This is a genomic window from Alcanivorax sp. (genome assembly GCF_040119285.1).
Lineage (GTDB): Bacteria > Pseudomonadota > Gammaproteobacteria > Pseudomonadales > Alcanivoracaceae > Alcanivorax.
The window spans coordinates 430,301-447,708 of record NZ_JBEDTY010000032.1 but is presented as its reverse complement, the minus strand read 5'-3'; the positions used below and the strand labels follow the sequence as shown (position 1 = coordinate 447,708).

19 protein-coding genes are annotated in these 17,408 nt (G+C 55.6%); 4 read left to right on the top strand and 15 right to left on the bottom strand.

All coding sequences use genetic code 11. The features are described from left to right. Window positions 1-45: 45 nt before the first annotated feature. Genes ABNH10_RS11465 through ABNH10_RS11450 form a run of 4 tightly spaced genes read left to right on the top strand, consistent with a single transcriptional unit; the run spans window position 46 to window position 2,802 of the window. Window positions 46-738, top strand: a complete 693-nt coding sequence (locus ABNH10_RS11465) for a MotA/TolQ/ExbB proton channel family protein (protein ID WP_349386056.1) — start codon at window positions 46-48, stop codon at window positions 736-738. 41 nt (window positions 739-779) lie between these two features. Beyond that, window positions 780-1,319, top strand: coding sequence for an ExbD/TolR family protein (locus ABNH10_RS11460; protein WP_349386055.1), 540 nt, complete (start codon window positions 780-782; stop codon window positions 1,317-1,319). Beyond that, the gene (locus ABNH10_RS11455) at window positions 1,316-1,816 is read left to right on the top strand and encodes an ExbD/TolR family protein (protein WP_349386054.1); all 501 of its coding nucleotides are present in this window, start codon (window positions 1,316-1,318) and stop codon (window positions 1,814-1,816) included. Before ABNH10_RS11460 ends, ABNH10_RS11455 begins: the two co-directional genes overlap by 4 nt. Then, window positions 1,813-2,802 (top strand): AgmX/PglI C-terminal domain-containing protein, encoded by a 990-nt coding sequence (locus ABNH10_RS11450; protein WP_349386053.1) that lies wholly within the window; start codon window positions 1,813-1,815, stop codon window positions 2,800-2,802. The genes ABNH10_RS11455 and ABNH10_RS11450 overlap by 4 nt, the downstream gene beginning before the upstream one ends. Window positions 2,803-2,917: 115 nt before the next feature. On the opposite strand, the gene ABNH10_RS11445 is transcribed toward ABNH10_RS11450, so the two are convergent. The 15 genes from ABNH10_RS11445 to pyrG form a co-directional block, all read right to left on the bottom strand. Continuing rightward, window positions 2,918-3,349 carry an acyl-CoA thioesterase gene (locus ABNH10_RS11445; protein WP_349386052.1) on the bottom strand — a complete coding sequence of 144 codons (432 nt, stop codon included), beginning with the start codon at window positions 3,347-3,349 and terminating at the stop codon, window positions 2,918-2,920. Window positions 3,350-3,403: 54 nt separating this feature from the next. Next, on the bottom strand, window positions 3,404-4,561 hold the full coding sequence (locus ABNH10_RS11440; protein ID WP_349386051.1) for an iron-containing alcohol dehydrogenase: 1,158 nt from the start codon (window positions 4,559-4,561) through the stop codon (window positions 3,404-3,406). A 283-nt stretch (window positions 4,562-4,844) separates the two neighbouring features. Next, on the bottom strand, window positions 4,845-6,410 hold the full coding sequence (locus ABNH10_RS11435) for an FAD-dependent oxidoreductase (RefSeq protein ID WP_349386050.1): 1,566 nt from the start codon (window positions 6,408-6,410) through the stop codon (window positions 4,845-4,847). Continuing rightward, window positions 6,407-7,048, bottom strand: a complete 642-nt coding sequence (locus tag ABNH10_RS11430) for a hypothetical protein (protein ID WP_349386049.1) — start codon at window positions 7,046-7,048, stop codon at window positions 6,407-6,409. Before ABNH10_RS11430 ends, ABNH10_RS11435 begins: the two co-directional genes overlap by 4 nt. Before the next feature lie 133 nt (window positions 7,049-7,181). Continuing rightward, a complete protein-coding gene (locus ABNH10_RS11425) occupies window positions 7,182-8,096 on the bottom strand; it encodes a cation diffusion facilitator family transporter (protein WP_349386048.1) in 915 nt (304 codons plus the stop codon). 29 nt (window positions 8,097-8,125) lie between these two features. Further along, window positions 8,126-8,887: a peptidoglycan DD-metalloendopeptidase family protein gene (locus tag ABNH10_RS11420; protein ID WP_349386047.1), complete on the bottom strand. Its 762-nt coding sequence runs from the start codon at window positions 8,885-8,887 to the stop codon at window positions 8,126-8,128. 130 nt (window positions 8,888-9,017) lie between these two features. Continuing rightward, window positions 9,018-9,917 carry a DUF368 domain-containing protein gene (locus ABNH10_RS11415; protein WP_349386046.1) on the bottom strand — a complete coding sequence of 300 codons (900 nt, stop codon included), beginning with the start codon at window positions 9,915-9,917 and terminating at the stop codon, window positions 9,018-9,020. Window positions 9,918-10,030: 113 nt separating this feature from the next. Further along, window positions 10,031-10,693, bottom strand: a complete 663-nt coding sequence (locus ABNH10_RS11410; RefSeq protein ID WP_349386045.1) for a protein-L-isoaspartate(D-aspartate) O-methyltransferase — start codon at window positions 10,691-10,693, stop codon at window positions 10,031-10,033. Window positions 10,694-10,718: 25 nt separating this feature from the next. Beyond that, complete coding sequence (gene truD / locus ABNH10_RS11405) at window positions 10,719-11,762, bottom strand: tRNA pseudouridine(13) synthase TruD (protein ID WP_349386044.1); 1,044 nt, start codon at window positions 11,760-11,762, stop codon at window positions 10,719-10,721. Between the two features lie 8 nt (window positions 11,763-11,770). After that, window positions 11,771-12,253, bottom strand: a complete 483-nt coding sequence (gene ispF / locus ABNH10_RS11400) for a 2-C-methyl-D-erythritol 2,4-cyclodiphosphate synthase (RefSeq protein ID WP_011588450.1) — start codon at window positions 12,251-12,253, stop codon at window positions 11,771-11,773. Then, window positions 12,247-12,969 carry a 2-C-methyl-D-erythritol 4-phosphate cytidylyltransferase gene (ispD, locus tag ABNH10_RS11395; protein WP_349386043.1) on the bottom strand — a complete coding sequence of 241 codons (723 nt, stop codon included), beginning with the start codon at window positions 12,967-12,969 and terminating at the stop codon, window positions 12,247-12,249. The genes ispF and ispD overlap by 7 nt, the downstream gene beginning before the upstream one ends. Next, on the bottom strand, window positions 12,966-13,334 hold the full coding sequence (locus ABNH10_RS11390) for an FtsB family cell division protein (RefSeq protein WP_349386042.1): 369 nt from the start codon (window positions 13,332-13,334) through the stop codon (window positions 12,966-12,968). The genes ispD and ABNH10_RS11390 overlap by 4 nt, the downstream gene beginning before the upstream one ends. A gap of 3 nt (window positions 13,335-13,337) precedes the next feature. After that, window positions 13,338-14,630, bottom strand: a complete 1,293-nt coding sequence (gene eno, locus ABNH10_RS11385; protein ID WP_011588447.1) for a phosphopyruvate hydratase — start codon at window positions 14,628-14,630, stop codon at window positions 13,338-13,340. 23 nt (window positions 14,631-14,653) lie between these two features. After that, on the bottom strand, window positions 14,654-15,502 hold the full coding sequence (kdsA, locus tag ABNH10_RS11380; protein WP_349386041.1) for a 3-deoxy-8-phosphooctulonate synthase: 849 nt from the start codon (window positions 15,500-15,502) through the stop codon (window positions 14,654-14,656). A 3-nt stretch (window positions 15,503-15,505) separates the two neighbouring features. Continuing rightward, the gene (pyrG, locus tag ABNH10_RS11375; RefSeq protein ID WP_349386040.1) at window positions 15,506-17,143 is read right to left on the bottom strand and encodes a CTP synthase; all 1,638 of its coding nucleotides are present in this window, start codon (window positions 17,141-17,143) and stop codon (window positions 15,506-15,508) included. Window positions 17,144-17,408: the final 265 nt, after the last annotated feature.

The window sequence follows — 17,408 nt, the reverse complement described above, 5'->3', positions numbered from 1 at the left end:
CACGCCCAACAATAGTGCTAAACAAAAACACCGCAGGAGAAGTTCATGCCCACCACCGCCGCTGCCGCCCAAAACCTGGGTGTCCTTGAGACCTCTATCAAATTTATTCAGGATGGCGGGTTCTTCATGTACCCCATCTTGGTTGTGTTGGCATTGGGCCTGGCCCTTTCTTTGGAGCGTATTATCTACCTCCAGGCCACCAAGGCGAAAAACCAGAAGACGTGGAAAGACGTTTACCCGCTGATTGCCAAAGGGCAATTTCGCCAAGCGCTGGACATGGTCAGCAACAGCAACACTGGCATGGCCAAGGTTATTGGTTACGGCCTGGAGCGAGCCAAGTCTGCCAAACGGCACGATGATATTGAGCTGGCCATGGAAGAAGGCCTAATGGAAATCATTCCGCGCCTGGAAACCCGTACCCCCTATATCGCCACCTTTGCAAACATTGCCACCCTGCTCGGCTTGCTCGGCACCATTCTTGGTCTGATCAGCGCTTTTACCGCGGTCGCCAGTGCGGATCCGGCCCAGAAAGCCGATCTGCTGTCCGCCTCCATTTCTGTCGCCATGAATACCACTGCATTCGGTCTGATCGCTGCGATCCCCATGCTGCTGGCTTTCGCCTTTATCAATTCCATGACAGGAAAACTGGTCGACAGCATGGAAATGGCCTCGGTGAAATTCGTTAACGTATTCCGCCAGGTTTCTGCCCAGCAAGAGCGCAAGAGCGACGGCCAATAAGCCGCTCTCTTGTTTTCGCTAACTTGGTGTAAGGATCCGGTATGCGTTTTCGCAGACGACGTTCGCACAACACCGAGGTGGAACTGAACATCACTGCCTTCCTGAATTTGATGGTAGTGCTGATTCCCTTTCTGCTGATCAACGCGGTCTTCGCGCAGGTCTCCATCCTGCAGCTCGACCTGCCCGCGGTGAATGACAGCAGCACCCCCTCGGACGACGACGAAAAAGACAAACTGGTGCTCGAAGTGCTGATTTACGGCAACCGCTACGAAGTAGTCGACCGTAATACCAGCGCGGTGCTCAAAATTGTGAAACACGATGGCGAGAAACCGGACAGCGCCGGCCTGCACAACTACCTTGTGCAAGTGAAAGAAAAGTTTCCTCAAGAAACCGCCATTACCCTGTTGTGTGAGGATGACACCCCTTATGAGGTGATGATCCAAACCATGGACGCCGTGCGTCTGTACAGCAGCGACGTCAACGGCCAAACCATCAAAAAGGAGTTGTTCCCGAGCATCAGCATCGGCTCAGCCCCCAAAGATCAGAGCGCCAACGACGCAGGCCAGGGAGGTGAGTCATGAAAAAGTCATCCCGCGCCCGTCGGATGGCTCGGCACCACGGCAAGCACAAAGCCGTTGCCACGCTGAATCTAACATCGCTGATGGACATTTTTACCATCCTGCTGATCTTTCTGTTGGTCAATAACAACAATGCGGCCAAGTTGCCGGACAATCAGGATATCCAGTTACCGGAATCGATTGCCCAGGAGCTGCCCACCGAAGTGCTAACCATCCAGGTAAGCCCCATAGACATTATTGTTGCAGGGCAGAAAATCGCTGACACCGACACGGTAAAAAATCAGCAAGAACGCACTGTGGCCGCCCTAGTGGAAGAACTGAACTTCCGTGCGTCCCAGGGCCTTGCCATCAGCCCTGACGAAGACCGGGAAGTGATGATTCTTGCGGACCGTTCAGTGCCCTACTCGGTGATCAAGAAGCTGATGCGTAGCTGCATGGAGACCCCATACACGCAAGTCGCCTTCGCTGTGCTGAAAGTCGCAGAGGAGGAAGAAGAATGACGCAGAAAAACAATAACAAGCTGCGCATCCTGATTGACGGCTCGCTGCCTTGGGACAAACAGGAAGGGGAAGATCGCCGCCTATACGGCATCGTGATTATTCTGCTGATTCTCTCTTTGCTGATCATGATCATGGTGAACGCCGTGACTATCGAGAAGCTGGATCGCCGTGAGCTGCAAAAAATCCCGGAACGGATTGCCCAGCTGGTAATGGAAAAGAAAAAGGAACCACCACCGCCCGAGCCAGAACCGGAACCCGAGCCTGAAGAGAAGAAAGAGGACCCCAAAAAAGAGGATCCCAAACCGGAACCCAAGCCTGAGCCGAAACCCGAACCCAAGCCTAAACCGGTTCCAGAGCCTCAGGAACGCCAACAGGCTCGCGAAAAGGCCCAGGCCAAACTGGAAGAGGATCTGGGCGACTCCCTGGCGGGTCTCGACGACATCGGTCCCCTGGTCACAGCAGGGAGCGATTTACGTACCGGTGGCAGCACCACCGCGAAAGCAGAGCGTGATCTGATTGGTACCCGTGCTGGCAGTGGCTCTGGCGGCGTTGCGGTAGCACGCGCCTCCAGCGGCGGCGGTGGCGGCGGGACATTGTCTGCTGGCACCGTGGGCAGTGGCGGTAAACAGGTCGACAGCAAGATCGCCCAGGCTGGCGAAGCAGCCAGCACCTCACGCAAAGGCAGTGATGGCAAGAGTCGTCGCACCCAAGAGCAGCTACGGCGCGTATTTGATCGCTATGCTGGCAAGTTCAACAGCCAGTACCAGCGTGCGCTACGCAGCAACCCGGCTTTGCAAGGCACTGTGGTTCTTGCCTTGACCATCGCCCCCAGCGGCGATGTTCTGGACGTGAAAATCAAGTCCAGTCAGTTGGGTGATGACAAGCTTGAACGGCGAATTCTGCTTGTAGCACGGAAAATGAACTTCGGCGCCATGAATGTGGAAACCTGGAAAGGCGACTACAAATTGAACTTCTTCCCCAGCTAAGGGGCGGCACGCAACACGCCGTAATGCAACATGACAAAAGGCGGAAGTGGGTGTGAACCCATTTCCGCCTTTTGCTTTGTTAGAAAGGCAAATTAAAGTGAAGCACCGCCCCCCCTTAACGCAGTGTTTCCAGCGCCGTACGCAGCTGCTCGGGAATGCTGACCGGCCGGCCGCTTTCACGATTTACAAATACATGCACCACAAAGCCGGTAGCCTTGGCGGCACCTTCGCTGCCGAACAATGCCAGACCATAGCGCACAGAACTGTTTCCCAGCTTGTCCACCTTCATCCCCACCGCCAGCGATTCGGGATACGCCGCCGCTTCCAGATAATCACAGCCGGAGCTGACCACATAGGCAATATGCTCGCCTTCGTGGATATCCAAGCCACCTTCGTTGATTAAGTAACGGTTAATGGTGGAGTCAAAATAGCTGTAATACACCACGTTGTTAATGTGACCGTAGATATCGTTATCGCTCCAGCGACTATCCACCGGACAAAGATAACCGTACTCCTCGCGCAGCGGCCGTTTGGGTTTATCACTCATGCGTTTATCCTTGCAAAAGCAGCGCGTGTTAAGGACTGCGCTGCGCCTCTTTTATCAATACACTGCTTTATAAATATTCAACGCATCTGCCTCAGTCACTTCCCGGGGGTTATTGACCAGCAACCGCTGCTGCAACATGGCATCTGAAGCCAGAACGTCCAAACTGTCTTCACTAACACCGACCTCACGCAGTTTTGTTGGCAAACCCACTTCATTGATCAGCGACTCCAATGCCGCAATCAGCACCCCGGCGCCATCTTCATGGTCGGCAAAGGGGCGATCACTGATAATCGGCGCCAGCTGCGCATACAGCGGTGCAGCCTTGGGAAGGTTAAAGCGCAACACCTCCGGTAACACCAGGGAGTTGCTCAAACCATGGGGAATATGGAAGTGACCACCCAACGGGTATGCCAGTGCGTGCACCGCCGCCACAGGGGCATTGGCAAACGCCTGCCCTGCCATCATGGCGCCCAACAGGCAAGCTTCACGGGCCGCCAGGTTACTGCCCTCTTTTACGGCAGTGGCCAGGTTCCCCCCCAGCAGCCGCAGCGCTTCGCGGGACAACATGTCGGAATAAGGATTCTTCTTATGGGCGCTGGTATAAGCCTCGATAGCATGCACCATGGCATCCACCCCCGTGGCGGCTGTTACCTGGGGCGGCAAGCCCAGCGTTAGCTCGGCATCCAGTACCGCAAGATCCGGTAAGAGCGACGGCGCGACAACACCCGCCTTGGTGGTCGCACCGGTGGTCACAATCGCCACCGGCGTGACTTCTGACCCGGTCCCCGCCGTCGTCGGCACCTGCAGCAGCGGCAACCGTGGGCCGGTAGCCAAGCCAACGCCGTAAATATCGGATAATTGCTGGCTGCTCTTGGGGTGCGAGAGCAATGCCACCAGTTTGGCCACATCCATAGACGAGCCACCACCAAAACCAATCACTAAATCAGCACCGGCATCGCGAGCCTGCTCTGCGGCATTAAGCACCACCGAATCGGCCGGGTCGGCACTGACCTGATCGAAAATCACCAGGGGCAGGTTTGCAGTACGGAAGCTGTCTTCCACTGGCCTCAGTAACGGCGTGCTGCGAATACCTGGATCCGTAACCAACATGACCCGACTGCCACCAAGCTGCTGACACAGTTCAGGGAGCCGCTTGGCTGCACCCGCTTCCACCAGAACGCGGTGCGTGGTGGCAAATTCAAACCCCACCATGGTGTCTCTCCATCAATATATTGGAATGTGAATTTCATGCTATCACAGGTGGCAATGGCCCAAGGCGCACGGATATTACTGTTCAGCGAGAGCCTGTCTTTGGCTAGCCTGGTTGCTATGATTACTTGTGGTTATTGGTGGAGGGTATTTGCCAAGCATGATTATGTTTTGAGTGCATAAAAAAGCGTTACACACACCCAAACCCCCGGCATAACCGGGGGGGTAATCAGCATAGTCAAAAACGGTGCCTTAACGGGTGTGAGAGTAATCCTACCCTCCCCGTTTAGGTCATTTGGCGGGCAATACGGGTGGCGAGTGCATACACTGTAATTTGCGGATTAACGATAATAGAGGTGGGCAACACGCTCGCATCTGCCACGTATAAACCTGGCACATCATGGCTCTGCCCATCACTGCCTACCACACTGTTATCCGGGTCCACCCCCATCCTGCAGGTACCCTGAGGGTGGTAGCTGACCATGCGCAAATGCTGTGGCTGATTTTCCAGACTGTCGACCATGGTATCGATATCCGCTTCGCTACGGATTACTCGATGGTCACTAGCAGGCACATAAACCTCTTCAGCACCGGACGCTAAATGTAGGCGTGCTGCCGCTTTCAAGGCCCGCTGCATGGAAGGAAAATCCATGTCACTCAACTGATAATCGATTTTTTTACGTTCGCCGTTCCATTCTACCGTTCCTACATTATGGTCGTGGATCAGAGTAACCAAGCCACCCAGATATTTGGCATTTTCCATATACGCCATAAACGGCTTGCCAGTGCCCGGCTCCGCCCCCATGGTGAGTTCCACCAGGCCAGAGCCACCGTCTTCAAGTATGAATCCCCCCTTATCCAGAGGCATGAATTCGTCCACATAGACACCAAGCAGCGCACCGCGCCACGGATACACCGGCTCCGGATAGCGGGCCGGAACATACAATGACGGGTGACAGGCAAAGTTTTTACCCACTTGCCCAGAACGGTTGCCCAGAGCACTTTTTAGCATCAACAACGGGGTTTGTACCGCGCCAGCCGCCACAATCACCCGCGGCGCCGTTACCGTCATGCGCGCTGCCACAGTGCCATCACGATGGGTGACCGTCGCGTTTACTCCACTGGCTTTACCATTCTCGGTAAGAATTTTATCCACTCGAGTATCCGCATAAATCTGCGCACCATGGGCTGCTGCCCAAGGCAGATAGGTCACTAACATGGATTGTTTGCGTTCCGTTTTGCAACCAGACAAGCAGTGCCCGGTAAGCCCGCATTGGCGAATATTGCGTTTTAACGGTTTCACCGACCAACCAAGACGGTTAGCGCCAGCGCGAATTAGACGGCTGTGATGCGGAATCTCATGTTCGCCGTTGTCATCCACCGACAGATTCTTTTCCACTTCCTCAAAATAGGGAGTGAGTTCTGCGGTGGTCAGATCACTAAGGCCAAAATCTCGCTGCCAGTCCTGCAAAATGAAATCCGGGGTACGGAAACAAACGCAGCCATTAACTACCGTGGAGCCACCCACGCAGGCCCCCTGCAGCACCAATAAATCACCACTGCTATTGGTCTGTGCACCGTGATCCTGATAAAGAGTACCCAGACTCTCACTGAAACGTTCAGTAAAGTCCTTGGAGGGCACATAAGCCCCCGCTTCCAACACCACCACCTTAAAACCCCGCCGTGCCAACTCATAAGCACTGACCGCCCCCCCGGCTCCAGACCCCACAATCACAACATCCGCCTGAATCTCGATGTTTGTGTCTGTTACATCACTGGCTTGGTGTACGGCAAGGCCTGTTGCCTGCCACTTTGCCGAGCTGGTCGTTGTTGCTGTTATTGTTTCACTCATGCCCGCCCCTCCGGCTGGTTTGTGCCCAGTGCATCGTTTGCTGGCAGTGGCGCATTGCCAAGATAGGCCAAGCCCCACTTGTCGCTAACCGGGCCATCGAAATCCGTCGGTGCCCAAGTGGCCGACTCCTGCCAATAGGCCGTGTACGTCAGCTGCTTGATCACTGTAACGAGGGTGCGTTGAATGACACTGGCGTGCCCCCAGCTATCGAAATAGGCGCAGGAATCCGCGTCCGACAAATCCACAAAACGGCGCCCATGGCTCAGCACAGCCGCATTGTCGAACAGGCCCAAACCTGTCGCCATTTCCTTGCGGATTTCCGGGTCCAGATTATCGAGCAGGGCTTGCACGTTGCGCACAACCGGCACCTGATCGCTGGGCGTCAGGCGGGTACCTTCCACCGGCAATAACACCTGCCTAGCGCGATCGAACAAATGATATTCTGCGGCCGAAAGCCCCGTTGCCCATTCGGGTACAGGCTGTTCATCCAACGGCGAACGCCGTAAAAAGGCAAAGCCGCCGGCGGCGACAGCGACAACACCAGCAGAACCCAGCAAGCTCCATTTCAAAAAACGCCGGCGGGCCATGCCCTGTTGCCAGATTGCCGCCACGTTCGTGACGGAATGGGGGCTTTCCATGGTCTGTCCTCAACACAAAAAAGTCAGTGTTGACGCTACTGAAAAGGCCCAATGAAAACAATGTGTTTACCTGCACAGCCCGTTTGACCGCACAGCACAAGTCAAGCAAGACAAGGGTTACCCAAGAAGGGGGTCAGCCCGGGGGGCGATCGTCCAAAGTCACTTTGGGGCCAACCGCCACTGGATCCTGATGGATGATCACATCCGCCATGGGGAAGGCGTCCTGAATACGCGTTTCTATCCGTGTGGCCAAATCATGGGAGTGCAGCAAAGTCAGATTCTGGTCCATATCCACATGCAGCTGAATAAACTGAGTGCGGCCGGACTGTCGGGTACGTAAATCATGAAAGCCCAACGCCTGAGGATGATCCGCCACAATCGCGCTAATCACTTCCCTCACATCACCAGGGATCTCCCGATCAAGCAACAGCTGAACGGATTCAGAGGCAATGTGCCAGGCGCTAAACAGAATGAACACGGCAATCACCAAGCCGACCACTCCATCCAGCCACAAGTAGCCGAACTGGCTGACCACCAGCACCAGAATAATCCCCACGTTCACGGCCAAATCAGACAGATAGTGCAGAGAATCTGCCTCAATAGCCGTGGAACCGGTTTGCCGAACCACATATTTCTGAATCAGCAAAAGCCCGAAGGTCATGGCGATGGAAAACACCATCACAGCCACCCCCACCGCGTTTTCTTCAATGGGCTTTGGCTCCATCAGTTTCAATATAGACTGATAGATCAAAAACACGGAAGAGGCAGCAATAAAAATCGCCTGGCCCAAACCCGCCAAAGCTTCTGCTTTACCATGCCCAAACCGGTGTTCCTCATCCGCTGGCACCAGCGAATAGCGGATGGCAAAGAAGTTAATCAATGACGCGAGCGAATCCATCACAGAATCAACCAGCGAGGCCAGCAAACTTACCGAGCCAGTCATCAACCAGGCAATCGTCTTGGCCGCAATCAGGATAAGCGCTGTGAACACCGAGGCCAGACCAGCCAATATCAATAAACGGTGTTCACGGGAGTTATCGCGGGGCATGCAAGTGTTCCGTTAGTAGGTACAAAAAATTAACGCTTAGGCAAATACCCCATGGGATCCACAGGCTTACCGTCTTTACGTATCTCAAAATGCAACTGAGTGCGGAAGGTGCCACTGGCCCCCATGGTGGCAACCTGTTGCCCAACTTTCACCGCATCCCCTTCTTTCACCATCATTTTATCATTATGGGCATAGGCACTTAACCAGCGTTCGCTGTGTTTGATAATCAGCAAGTTACCATAACCGGTAAGCCCACTGCCCCGATAAACCACTCGGCCCGGTGCTGCCGCCACCACGGGACTGTTACGGCGCCCGGAAATAGCAATGCCCTTGCGGCCTTGGCTAGCAGAGGAAAATGATTCCACCACCTCCCCGCTGGCCGGCCAACGCCACTCTACTAGCCCCACCGGTGTTTTCGGGCTTGGCGCCGGCTTCGGCGTGGGTTGGGAGGCAGGCTTGGACACAGAAGGCTTGCTAGCGGGCTTTGAAGACGAGGTGCTCGGCTTGCTGGCTACGGTGGAACCGGATGCCTTGAGAGCCATCGAAATGCGCTGGCCGGGATAAATAGTGTAAGGAGCAGGAATATTATTGGCACGGGCCAGGGCACGAAAGTCCCACCCATAACGCCAAGCAATGGAGTATAGGGTCTCCCCTTCACGCACATGGTGGGTGCCAGAGGTCACTTTACGCGGCTTCGGTTCCTGGCCATAAATATCCACCACCGGGGCGAAATTAACCGCGCTACAGCCACTGACCAGAAGCCACACCAGAAACGCTGCCAGAGCACGCATCAGTACGTATCAGCACCTGTGTGAATTGTTACTGCCATCAACCCTCCCCGCTACCAGGAAACCGAATTTCAAGTGTCTACTGCACCGTAACCCATACTGCATACTGACTCAGCGCTCAGTCCTCATATGCTTACGCAACATTATGCACCGGTGCGACCCGGTAAAGTAACCAGACAAGTGCCACAGCCACAACCAACATTGTCAACGACAGGGGTAATTGCGCCCCCTGACCCGTAACCTGGGCGTACTGAGCTGGCCACAGCCATTGATCGGCAATTCCATGCTCGCCACTTATTCGCCACGGCCACAGCTTCAACAACGAACCGGCCATAAAGCCTGCCAGTAGCGCCATGACGGTGTCATGGAAACGTTGCAGCGTCCACTTGAGTATGTGCACAAAGCTCAACAGGCCGACCGTACAACCCGCCATAAATGCCAGCAGCAGTAACAGCTGTCCCTGCTTCACAGCTTCAAGCACGGGCTGGTACATGCCCAGTAAAAGAAGGATAAAACTGCCCGAAATCCCGGGCAGAATCATGGCGCAAATGGCCAGCATGCCGCTGAAGAAAAAAACCAGTGCTCCGCTACCTGCCGCTGACAGTGCCGGCGCCAGGCCAATCGCCACCGCCACGACGGTGCCCAGGATGAAAGCGCCAATCTGCGTGGCCCCGCGCTGCTGCAAGGGTTTTAAAACCAGCAGGATACTGGCCAGGATCAAACCGCTAAAAAACGCCCAAACCGGTACCGGGTGGGTGTCCAAGAGCCAGGTAATCAGCCGTGCCAACAGCGCGATACTGGTAAAAATACCGGCCAGCAAGGTGAAAAGAAAAGTCAGATTGGCCTGTTGCCAGACAGCAACAAAACCTTGCTGGCGCCACACGGCCAGCAACCTGGGGGTGATCCCCCCCAGGGTATTGATCAGCTCTTCATAGATACCGGTAATCAACGCCAGAGTGCCGCCGGAAACACCAGGTACCACATCAGCCGTTCCCATGGCCATGCCACGAAAAAAAATACCGGGTCGAATCATCTTTACGCCTCATGCATCACGCTGCACACAACAATGCGGGATGGGAATGAATTTCCTCGATCGCTGAAGAAGCAAGCAACGAGCTTCAACGCGGCTTTTAGCTTCTCGCTACCTTATCTCAACACCCCGCGCTGAAAAGGCACAAACCGTACCGAATCCAGCGTTTGGCTATGGAACTGGTCGCCGTCTCGATCAACCACGGTGAGAACCTGCTGACGATCGCCGCCGACAGGCATCACCAGGCGGCCACCGTCGGCCAATTGCGATAATAACTCCTCAGGAATATCCACGCGGGCACAGGCCGCAAGAATAGCATCGAATGGTGCCTCGGCTGTCCAGCCGAAGCCACCGTCCGCATGTTTGAGCTGAACCTTGGCCAGCCCCAGCTGTAGCAGACGTTTGCGTGCCTGATCCTGTAACGGGCGAATCCGTTCCACCGAATACAGCTCATCACAAAAAGGAGCCAGTACCGCTGTCTGGTAACCGCAGCCAGTGCCGATTTCCAGCACCTTGCGAGGCTTGCCCTTGGCAATCAGCAGCTCGGTCATCCGTGCCACTACCCAGGGCTGGGAGATGGTCTGGCCATGGCCGATAGGCAAGGCGGTATCGTCATAGGCCTGGTGAGCCAGCGCTTCTTCGATAAACAAATGTCGAGGTGTATTACGAATAGCGTCCAGTACGCGCTCGTCCTGGATACCGGCATTACGCAGCCGCTGCACTAACCTATCTCGGGTCCGTGCAGAGGTCATACCGATGCCGCTGAGTTGGATATCCATCTGTGTTCGTTTGCCTCAATGCGAGTCAGTCAGCCGGTGAACTGACAAGCTCTGCCATTACTGTCGTGGCAAAAGCGCCTGTGGGCAGCGTAAACGCCAGCTCCAAGCAGTCTTCCCCTTCCCGTTCCGGGTCCGTATGCCAGACCCACTGCAAGTCCCGTACCGGCAACCGGGTGGCGCGGCGGGCTTCTTCTACCTTGATCTGGCGCAGCCCCTCTATGACAGGAGCATGGGGCGCCAGTATTTGCTGTTCAAGCTGATTACAGGGGCCAGATGATGCCATGCCCGGCACGCCCGGCAAAGGGGCCGTAGGGTGCACCTCGCCATTGGCCACACGCTCCATCGCGGCCGGGTCGTCATCGGCCAGGAACAAGCCCCGGCTGCCTTGCGGCTGCAAAATGTCGCCGCCCAGCACGGTATTCCAACAACCTTGGCGCACCCTTTCGACGAGGATCAGATTAAACAGATTGCTGCGCACCGCGGACAGCCACATACCCCGCAAGGCCTTCTTACGCGGCGCCTCACCGCCCAGCAACCATTGTGTGCCGCGCACCAGGTTCCCTGATCCTCGGCCAAAACGTTGCTCACCGAAGTAGTTCGGCACCCCTTGCGCGATAATCATCTGTAGCTGCTGCTCCAATGCATCCCGATCACCCACGAAGCGGGTGACGCGAAGGCGGAAATCGTTGGCACGGTGAGTGCCACGATTGAGCTTGCGGCGATGACGGCCGGATTGCAGAACGGTAAGCCCATCGGGCCAATGAAAGTCCGGGTCGTCTTTGCCCGGCAGGTGCAGGCTAAACCATTGCCGGGTCACAGCATGTTTGTCTTTTAGCCCGCTATAGCCCACCGAAAGGCGATGGACCCGTGCCTGTTTAGCCAGCAACATGGCCACGTCTTCGGTATTCCAGCCGGTTTTTTCGATTTCCAGCCAAAGATGTTCGCCCTGGCCTTCCGGGGTCACGTGCATATGCTCCGCAACCTGAAAGTCCTCTGGCCGAGCTTTCAATATGCCCTGACAAACCGGCCCACCGTGGGCTCTGGGCAAACCGGTTTCGGTTGTTTCCATAGGGTAATTCACTGACTCTCCAGCAGTACTACGGCCTGCACCGCGATACCTTCCTTGCGGCCGGTGAAGCCCAGTTTTTCCGTGGTGGTCGCTTTCACAGAAACCTGCCCTTGTTCGCATTGCAACAGCGCCGCAATCCGTTCGCGCATGGCGAGAATGTGTGGTGCCAGTTTTGGCGCCTGACAAATTACCGTTAGGTCCGCGTTGCCCAATCGCCACCCGGCATCAAGAATGGAAGAATAAATAGCCGTTAACAGCTGGCCTGAATCGGCCCCTCGCCATTGCGGGTCAGTATCCGGGAAGTGGTGCCCGATATCGCCCAACGCTAGCGCACCAAGTAAGGCGTCAGAGAGTGCATGCAAAGCCACATCACCATCGGAATGGGCTTTCAACCCATGGCTGTGGGGGATGGCGACACCACCTAACATCACATGGTCACCTTCATCAAAGGCATGAACATCAAAACCCTGACCGATACGCACGCTCACCACTGTCCTCCTTCATCATTGTCATCTCCCCGTTGCCGGCTAAGATAAAAGCGAGCCAGTGGCAAATCGTCCGGGACAGTGACCTTGATATTGTCACTATGGCCAGCCACCAGTGCCGGCTGCCAGCCATTTTTCTCCATGGCAGAGGCTTCATCAGTAATCCCGTCAAGGTCACCTTGAAGCGCCCCCAGTAACCCGCGCGCCGGAAACAGCTGGGGCGTTAGCGCCCGCCAAATACACTCACGATCCAGGGTGCTTTTGATGTACTGACTCGCATCCGCCTGCTTGATGGTATCGACCACCGGCAAGGCAAGTATCGCGCCTCGATCCCCAGTATGATCCAGCAACAACTGAATGTCGGAGAGGCGAACCAGCGGGCGAGCCATATCGTGCACCAACACCCAGGCATCCTCTCCGCCTTCCTCTATCACCGCAGCGACGCCATTACGCACCGAGGCGGCGCGGGTGTCGCCACCATTAACGGTCTGGATACGAGGATGACGGGATACGGAGAGCGTAGGCCACCAGGGGTCATCCCCCGACACGGCCACCACCACTTTATGTATCGGTGCAAAAGCCAACAATCGATTGAGAGTATGTTCCGCCAAGGTTTGGCCTGCCAGGGAAAGGTACTGCTTGGGAATGCCCGCTCCCATTCTGCTACCCACCCCTGCGGCGGGAACAACGGCGTATAAAGGCCCGGCGATAACAGGGTTCACTCAGCGCCCCGAGGTTGTTCCAGGATCAGAAAAAAGGTTTCGCCCGTGCGAACCATCCCCAGATCTTTACGCGCAATTTCTTCCACCGCTTCCGTACCCCGCTTCAGATCGTTCACGTCAGCGGCCATGAGTTGATTCCGCTCTGCCAACTTGGCATTGCTTTGCTTGAGCACAGCCACGTCTTTTTTCAACATGGCCACATGCCGCAAGCTGCCCTCACCAAACCAGAGGCGTGCTTGTAGCCCCAAAAACAACAGCGCCAGCAACGCCAACGCAATTTGCCTGCCAGGAGACAGTTGTCGTGTCAGCCCTGTAGCATTGCCTTGATGATTGCTGGCGCTGGATTTGGCCTTGGACGCTGGCATCACTTAGCCGAGCAGCTTGAACTCTTTACGGCCATGGTACGCAGCACGCCCCAGTTCCTGTTCGATACGAATCAAACGATTGTACTTGGCCACTCGATCAGAACGGCACAAGGAGCCTGTCTTGATCTGCCCTGCGGCCGTAGCCACAGCCAAGTCCGCAATGGTGGTGTCCGCGGTTTCACCACTGCGATGGGAAATGACCGCAGTGTAGCCAGCATCCTTGGCCATCTTGATAGCATCCAAGGTTTCGGTAAGAGAACCGATCTGGTTGAATTTGATAAGAATGGAGTTAGCCACTTTCTCGTCAATGCCACGCTGCAGAATACGGGTGTTGGTCACGAACAAATCATCACCGACCAACTGAACTTTTTTGCCCAGCTTTTCAGTGAGAATTTTCCAGCCATCCCAGTCAGACTCGTCCATGCCATCTTCAATGGAAATGATCGGATAGCGATCGCACAGCTCAGCCAGATAATCGGCAAACTCTTCAGAATTCATGCTGCGGTCTTCGCCCGCCAACACATACTTGCCATCCTTGTAGAATTCGCTGGCTGCACAATCCAGCGCCAGAGTCACGTCATCACCGGCCTTATAGCCCGCGATTTCGATGGCTTCCATAATCGCTTCCAGTGCCGCTTCGTTACTCGGCAAATTAGGCGCAAAACCGCCTTCATCGCCTACCGCGGTATTCAGGCCACGCTTCTTGAGCACCCCTTTCAGGGCGTGAAAGATTTCTGCACCGTATCGGATCGCTTCGGCCACAGTGGGCGCGCCCACCGGTTGGATCATGAATTCCTGGATATCCACATTGTTGTCGGCATGCTCACCACCGTTAATGATGTTCATCATCGGCACCGGCAGGGAATATTCGTTGTCGTCGTCTTGCAGGTCAGAGATGTACTCGTACAGAGGCTTGCCCTGATCCACTGCCGCCGCCTTGGCCGCTGCCAGCGATACCGCCAGAATGGCATTGGCGCCCAGGTTACCCTTGTTCTCGGTACCATCGGCATCCAGCATGGCCTGGTCCAGCGCCTTTTGATCGGACACCTCCATGCCCACCAGCAGCTCACGGATAGCAGAGTTCACATTGCCTACCGCCTTGGTGACGCCCTTGCCCAGATAGCGGGACTTGTCACCGTCACGCAGTTCCAGCGCTTCGCGGGAACCGGTAGAGGCACCGCTGGGCGCACAGGCACTGCCACTGGCGCCGGACTCGAGAATCACATCAGCTTCGATGGTCGGGTTGCCACGGGAATCCAGAATTTCGCGGGCCTTGATGTCAACGATCTTGGACATGTCGGTAAATCTCCAAACTCAAATCAGTTATTTTCGAAGGCAGGCAGTGCCTTGACGGTATTATCCAGGATTTGCATCTGTGCGAGAAAGGGCTCTAGGCGATCCAATCGCAGAGCGCAGGGACCATCGCATTTGGCGTTATCCGGGTCCGGGTGGGCTTCAAGGAACAACCCGGCGATGCCCTGACTGATGCCAGCGCGACCCAATTCAGCGACTTGGGCGCGGCGACCATCAGCGCTATCGGCCCTGCCACCGGGCTTCTGCAAGGCGTGGGTCACATCGAAAAAGACCGGATAGTTGAACTGCTTCATGATACCGAAGCCAAGCATGTCCACTACCAGGTTGTTGTACCCAAAGCTTGAACCTCGCTCGCAAAGAATAAGCTGATCGTTTCCTGCATCCTCACACTTGTGCAGGATATGCGACATTTCGTGGGGCGCCAGGAATTGGGGTTTCTTGATGTTGATGATGGCGCCGGTCTTTGCCATGGCCACCACCAGATCCGTCTGCCGCGCCAAGAAGGCCGGCAACTGGATAATGTCGACCACTTCTGCCACCGGCCCTGCCTGGTCAGGCTCGTGCACGTCGGTGATCAACGGGCAGTTAAAGGTCTTCTTTACTTCCTCAAAGATTTTCAGGCCTTCTTCCATCCCCGGCCCTCGGTAGGAGCTCAGAGAAGATCGGTTGGCTTTGTCAAAACTGGCCTTGAAGACCCAAGGCATGTTCAGCTTGCTGGTCGCCTCGGCATACGCTTCGGCCACCTGCATGGCCATGTCCCGGGACTCCAGCACATTCATGCCACCAAACAAGGCCATGGGCTTGTCATTGGCGAATTCCAGCCCGTTCAGGGCAATGGTCTTCTGGCTACTCACGAATCACGTCTCCTTGTGGGCCTTTTGTTCCGCCAGGGCGGCGGCCACATAACCTTTGAACAACCCGTGGCCGTCACGGGGAGTAGAGGTAAATTCCGGATGGAACTGGCAAGCCACAAACCACGGGTGGTCGCCCACTTCAATCACTTCCACAAGCTGACCGTCCACGGAACGCCCAACGATTTTCAATCCCGCCGCTTCCAACTGCGACAAGTAGTTGTTATTCACCTCATAACGGTGACGATGACGCTCTACAATATGCGTGCTGCCATAACACTCAGCAGCACGACTGTCTGCTTCAAGCACACATTCCTGGCCACCCAAACGCATGGTACCACCCAGCTCAGAATCCGCCGAACGCAGTTCTTTCTGCCCGTCTTCGGTGATCCATTCGATAATCAGACCCACCACCGGGTCCGGGGTGTTCGGGTTAAGCTCAGAAGAATGGGCTTTTTCGATGCCCGCCACATGGCGAGCATACTCAATCACCGCCAATTGCATACCAAGACAAATACCCAGATAGGGCACCTTATTCTCACGGGCATAACGGATCGCGGCAATCTTGCCTTCCGTACCCCGGTCGCCGAAACCGCCGGGGACCAGAATCGCGTCGAGACTTTCCAGCACACCGGTGCCGTCGCGCTCAATATCTTCTGCATCCAGATAAAGGATGTTGACCTTGGCGCGATTGCTGATGCCTGCATGGATCAACGCTTCATTGAGCGATTTGTAGGCATCAACCAGTTCGATGTACTTGCCGACCATACCGACAGTGACTTCGTGCTCCGGGTTCAGCTGGGCTTCCACCACACGGTCCCATTCACCGAGATCCGGTTCCGGCAGGTCCAAACCGAATTTTTCCACCACGATGGCATCCAGGCCCTGCTCGTGCATACCCCGTGGCACCTGATAAATGGTCTTGCAGTCCGGTGAGGAAATTACTGCCCGCGCTTCCACATTGGTAAACAGAGCAATCTTTTCCCGGGCGCTCTGCGGAATGGGGTCATCCGCACGGCACACCAAAATATCCGGTTGCAGGCCAATGGAGCGCAGCTCTTTCACGGAGTGCTGAGTCGGCTTAGTTTTGATTTCGCCGGCAGTGGCGATATAGGGGACCAGCGTAAGATGCACCAGTAAGGACTGGCTAGAGCCCAGTTCAACGCGCATCTGACGGGCCGCTTCCAGGAAAGGCAGGGATTCAATATCACCTGCGGTACCGCCAATTTCCACGATGGCCACATCCGCATCACCGGCGCCTTCGCGAATCTTCAGCTTGATTTCATCGGTGATATGGGGAATGACTTGCACGGTGGCACCGAGGTATTCACCACGGCGCTCTTTATCCAGCACGTTCTGATACACACGACCGGTGGTAAAGCTATTGCGGCGGTTCAGGCGGGTGCGAATAAAACGCTCGTAATGACCCAAATCCAGGTCAGTTTCGGCGCCATCTTCAGTCACGAAGACCTCACCATGCTGGTAAGGGCTCATGGTACCGGGATCCACATTGATATAAGGATCCATTTTAATCAGGGTCACGTTGAGACCGCGGGCTTCCAACAGGGTGGCCAGGGACGCAGAGGTAATCCCCTTCCCCAGAGACGACACCACACCGCCGGTGACAAAGATGAAACGAGACATGCACTCACCAGATCGCTAGTGGGTTAATAGCACCATCGTCAAAGTGTACCGACCCCCATAAAAAAAACACCCTGCACGTTACAGACGGGCAAGGAGTTTTCATGAATCGGGTTGGCCGGCGACGCAAGAGACGATTGAACACCTGAAAATTCAGGAGCTTGCGCTACATCAGGACGGGAGAAAATGTTACCAGAAGCCGCCCCCCTGCTCAATCGGAATCGCTCTTGGGAGCGGAAATAGTGAATGGCACCCGCCTGACGCCGGC

Excerpts from the sequence above, each read along its gene's own strand:
- ABNH10_RS11465 (WP_349386056.1), top strand. The coding sequence starts at position 46 with ATGCCCACCACCGCCGCTGCCGCCCAAAACCTGGGTGTCCTTGAGACC.
- ABNH10_RS11425 (WP_349386048.1), bottom strand. The coding sequence starts at position 8,096 with ATGCCCCGCGATAACTCCCGTGAACACCGTTTATTGATATTGGCTGGT.
- ABNH10_RS11435 (WP_349386050.1), bottom strand. The coding sequence starts at position 6,410 with ATGAGTGAAACAATAACAGCAACAACGACCAGCTCGGCAAAGTGGCAG.
- ABNH10_RS11390 (WP_349386042.1), bottom strand. The coding sequence starts at position 13,334 with ATGCCAGCGTCCAAGGCCAAATCCAGCGCCAGCAATCATCAAGGCAAT.
- ABNH10_RS11430 (WP_349386049.1), bottom strand. The coding sequence starts at position 7,048 with ATGGAAAGCCCCCATTCCGTCACGAACGTGGCGGCAATCTGGCAACAG.
- ABNH10_RS11445 (WP_349386052.1), bottom strand. The coding sequence starts at position 3,349 with ATGAGTGATAAACCCAAACGGCCGCTGCGCGAGGAGTACGGTTATCTT.
- pyrG (WP_349386040.1), bottom strand. The coding sequence starts at position 17,143 with ATGTCTCGTTTCATCTTTGTCACCGGCGGTGTGGTGTCGTCTCTGGGG.
- ABNH10_RS11460 (WP_349386055.1), top strand. The coding sequence starts at position 780 with ATGCGTTTTCGCAGACGACGTTCGCACAACACCGAGGTGGAACTGAAC.
- ABNH10_RS11440 (WP_349386051.1), bottom strand. The coding sequence starts at position 4,561 with ATGGTGGGGTTTGAATTTGCCACCACGCACCGCGTTCTGGTGGAAGCG.
- ABNH10_RS11415 (WP_349386046.1), bottom strand. The coding sequence starts at position 9,917 with ATGATTCGACCCGGTATTTTTTTTCGTGGCATGGCCATGGGAACGGCT.
- ABNH10_RS11450 (WP_349386053.1), top strand. The coding sequence starts at position 1,813 with ATGACGCAGAAAAACAATAACAAGCTGCGCATCCTGATTGACGGCTCG.
- ABNH10_RS11455 (WP_349386054.1), top strand. The coding sequence starts at position 1,316 with ATGAAAAAGTCATCCCGCGCCCGTCGGATGGCTCGGCACCACGGCAAG.
- eno (WP_011588447.1), bottom strand. The coding sequence starts at position 14,630 with ATGTCCAAGATCGTTGACATCAAGGCCCGCGAAATTCTGGATTCCCGT.
- ABNH10_RS11410 (WP_349386045.1), bottom strand. The coding sequence starts at position 10,693 with ATGGATATCCAACTCAGCGGCATCGGTATGACCTCTGCACGGACCCGA.
- truD (WP_349386044.1), bottom strand. The coding sequence starts at position 11,762 with ATGGAAACAACCGAAACCGGTTTGCCCAGAGCCCACGGTGGGCCGGTT.
- ABNH10_RS11420 (WP_349386047.1), bottom strand. The coding sequence starts at position 8,887 with ATGCGTGCTCTGGCAGCGTTTCTGGTGTGGCTTCTGGTCAGTGGCTGT.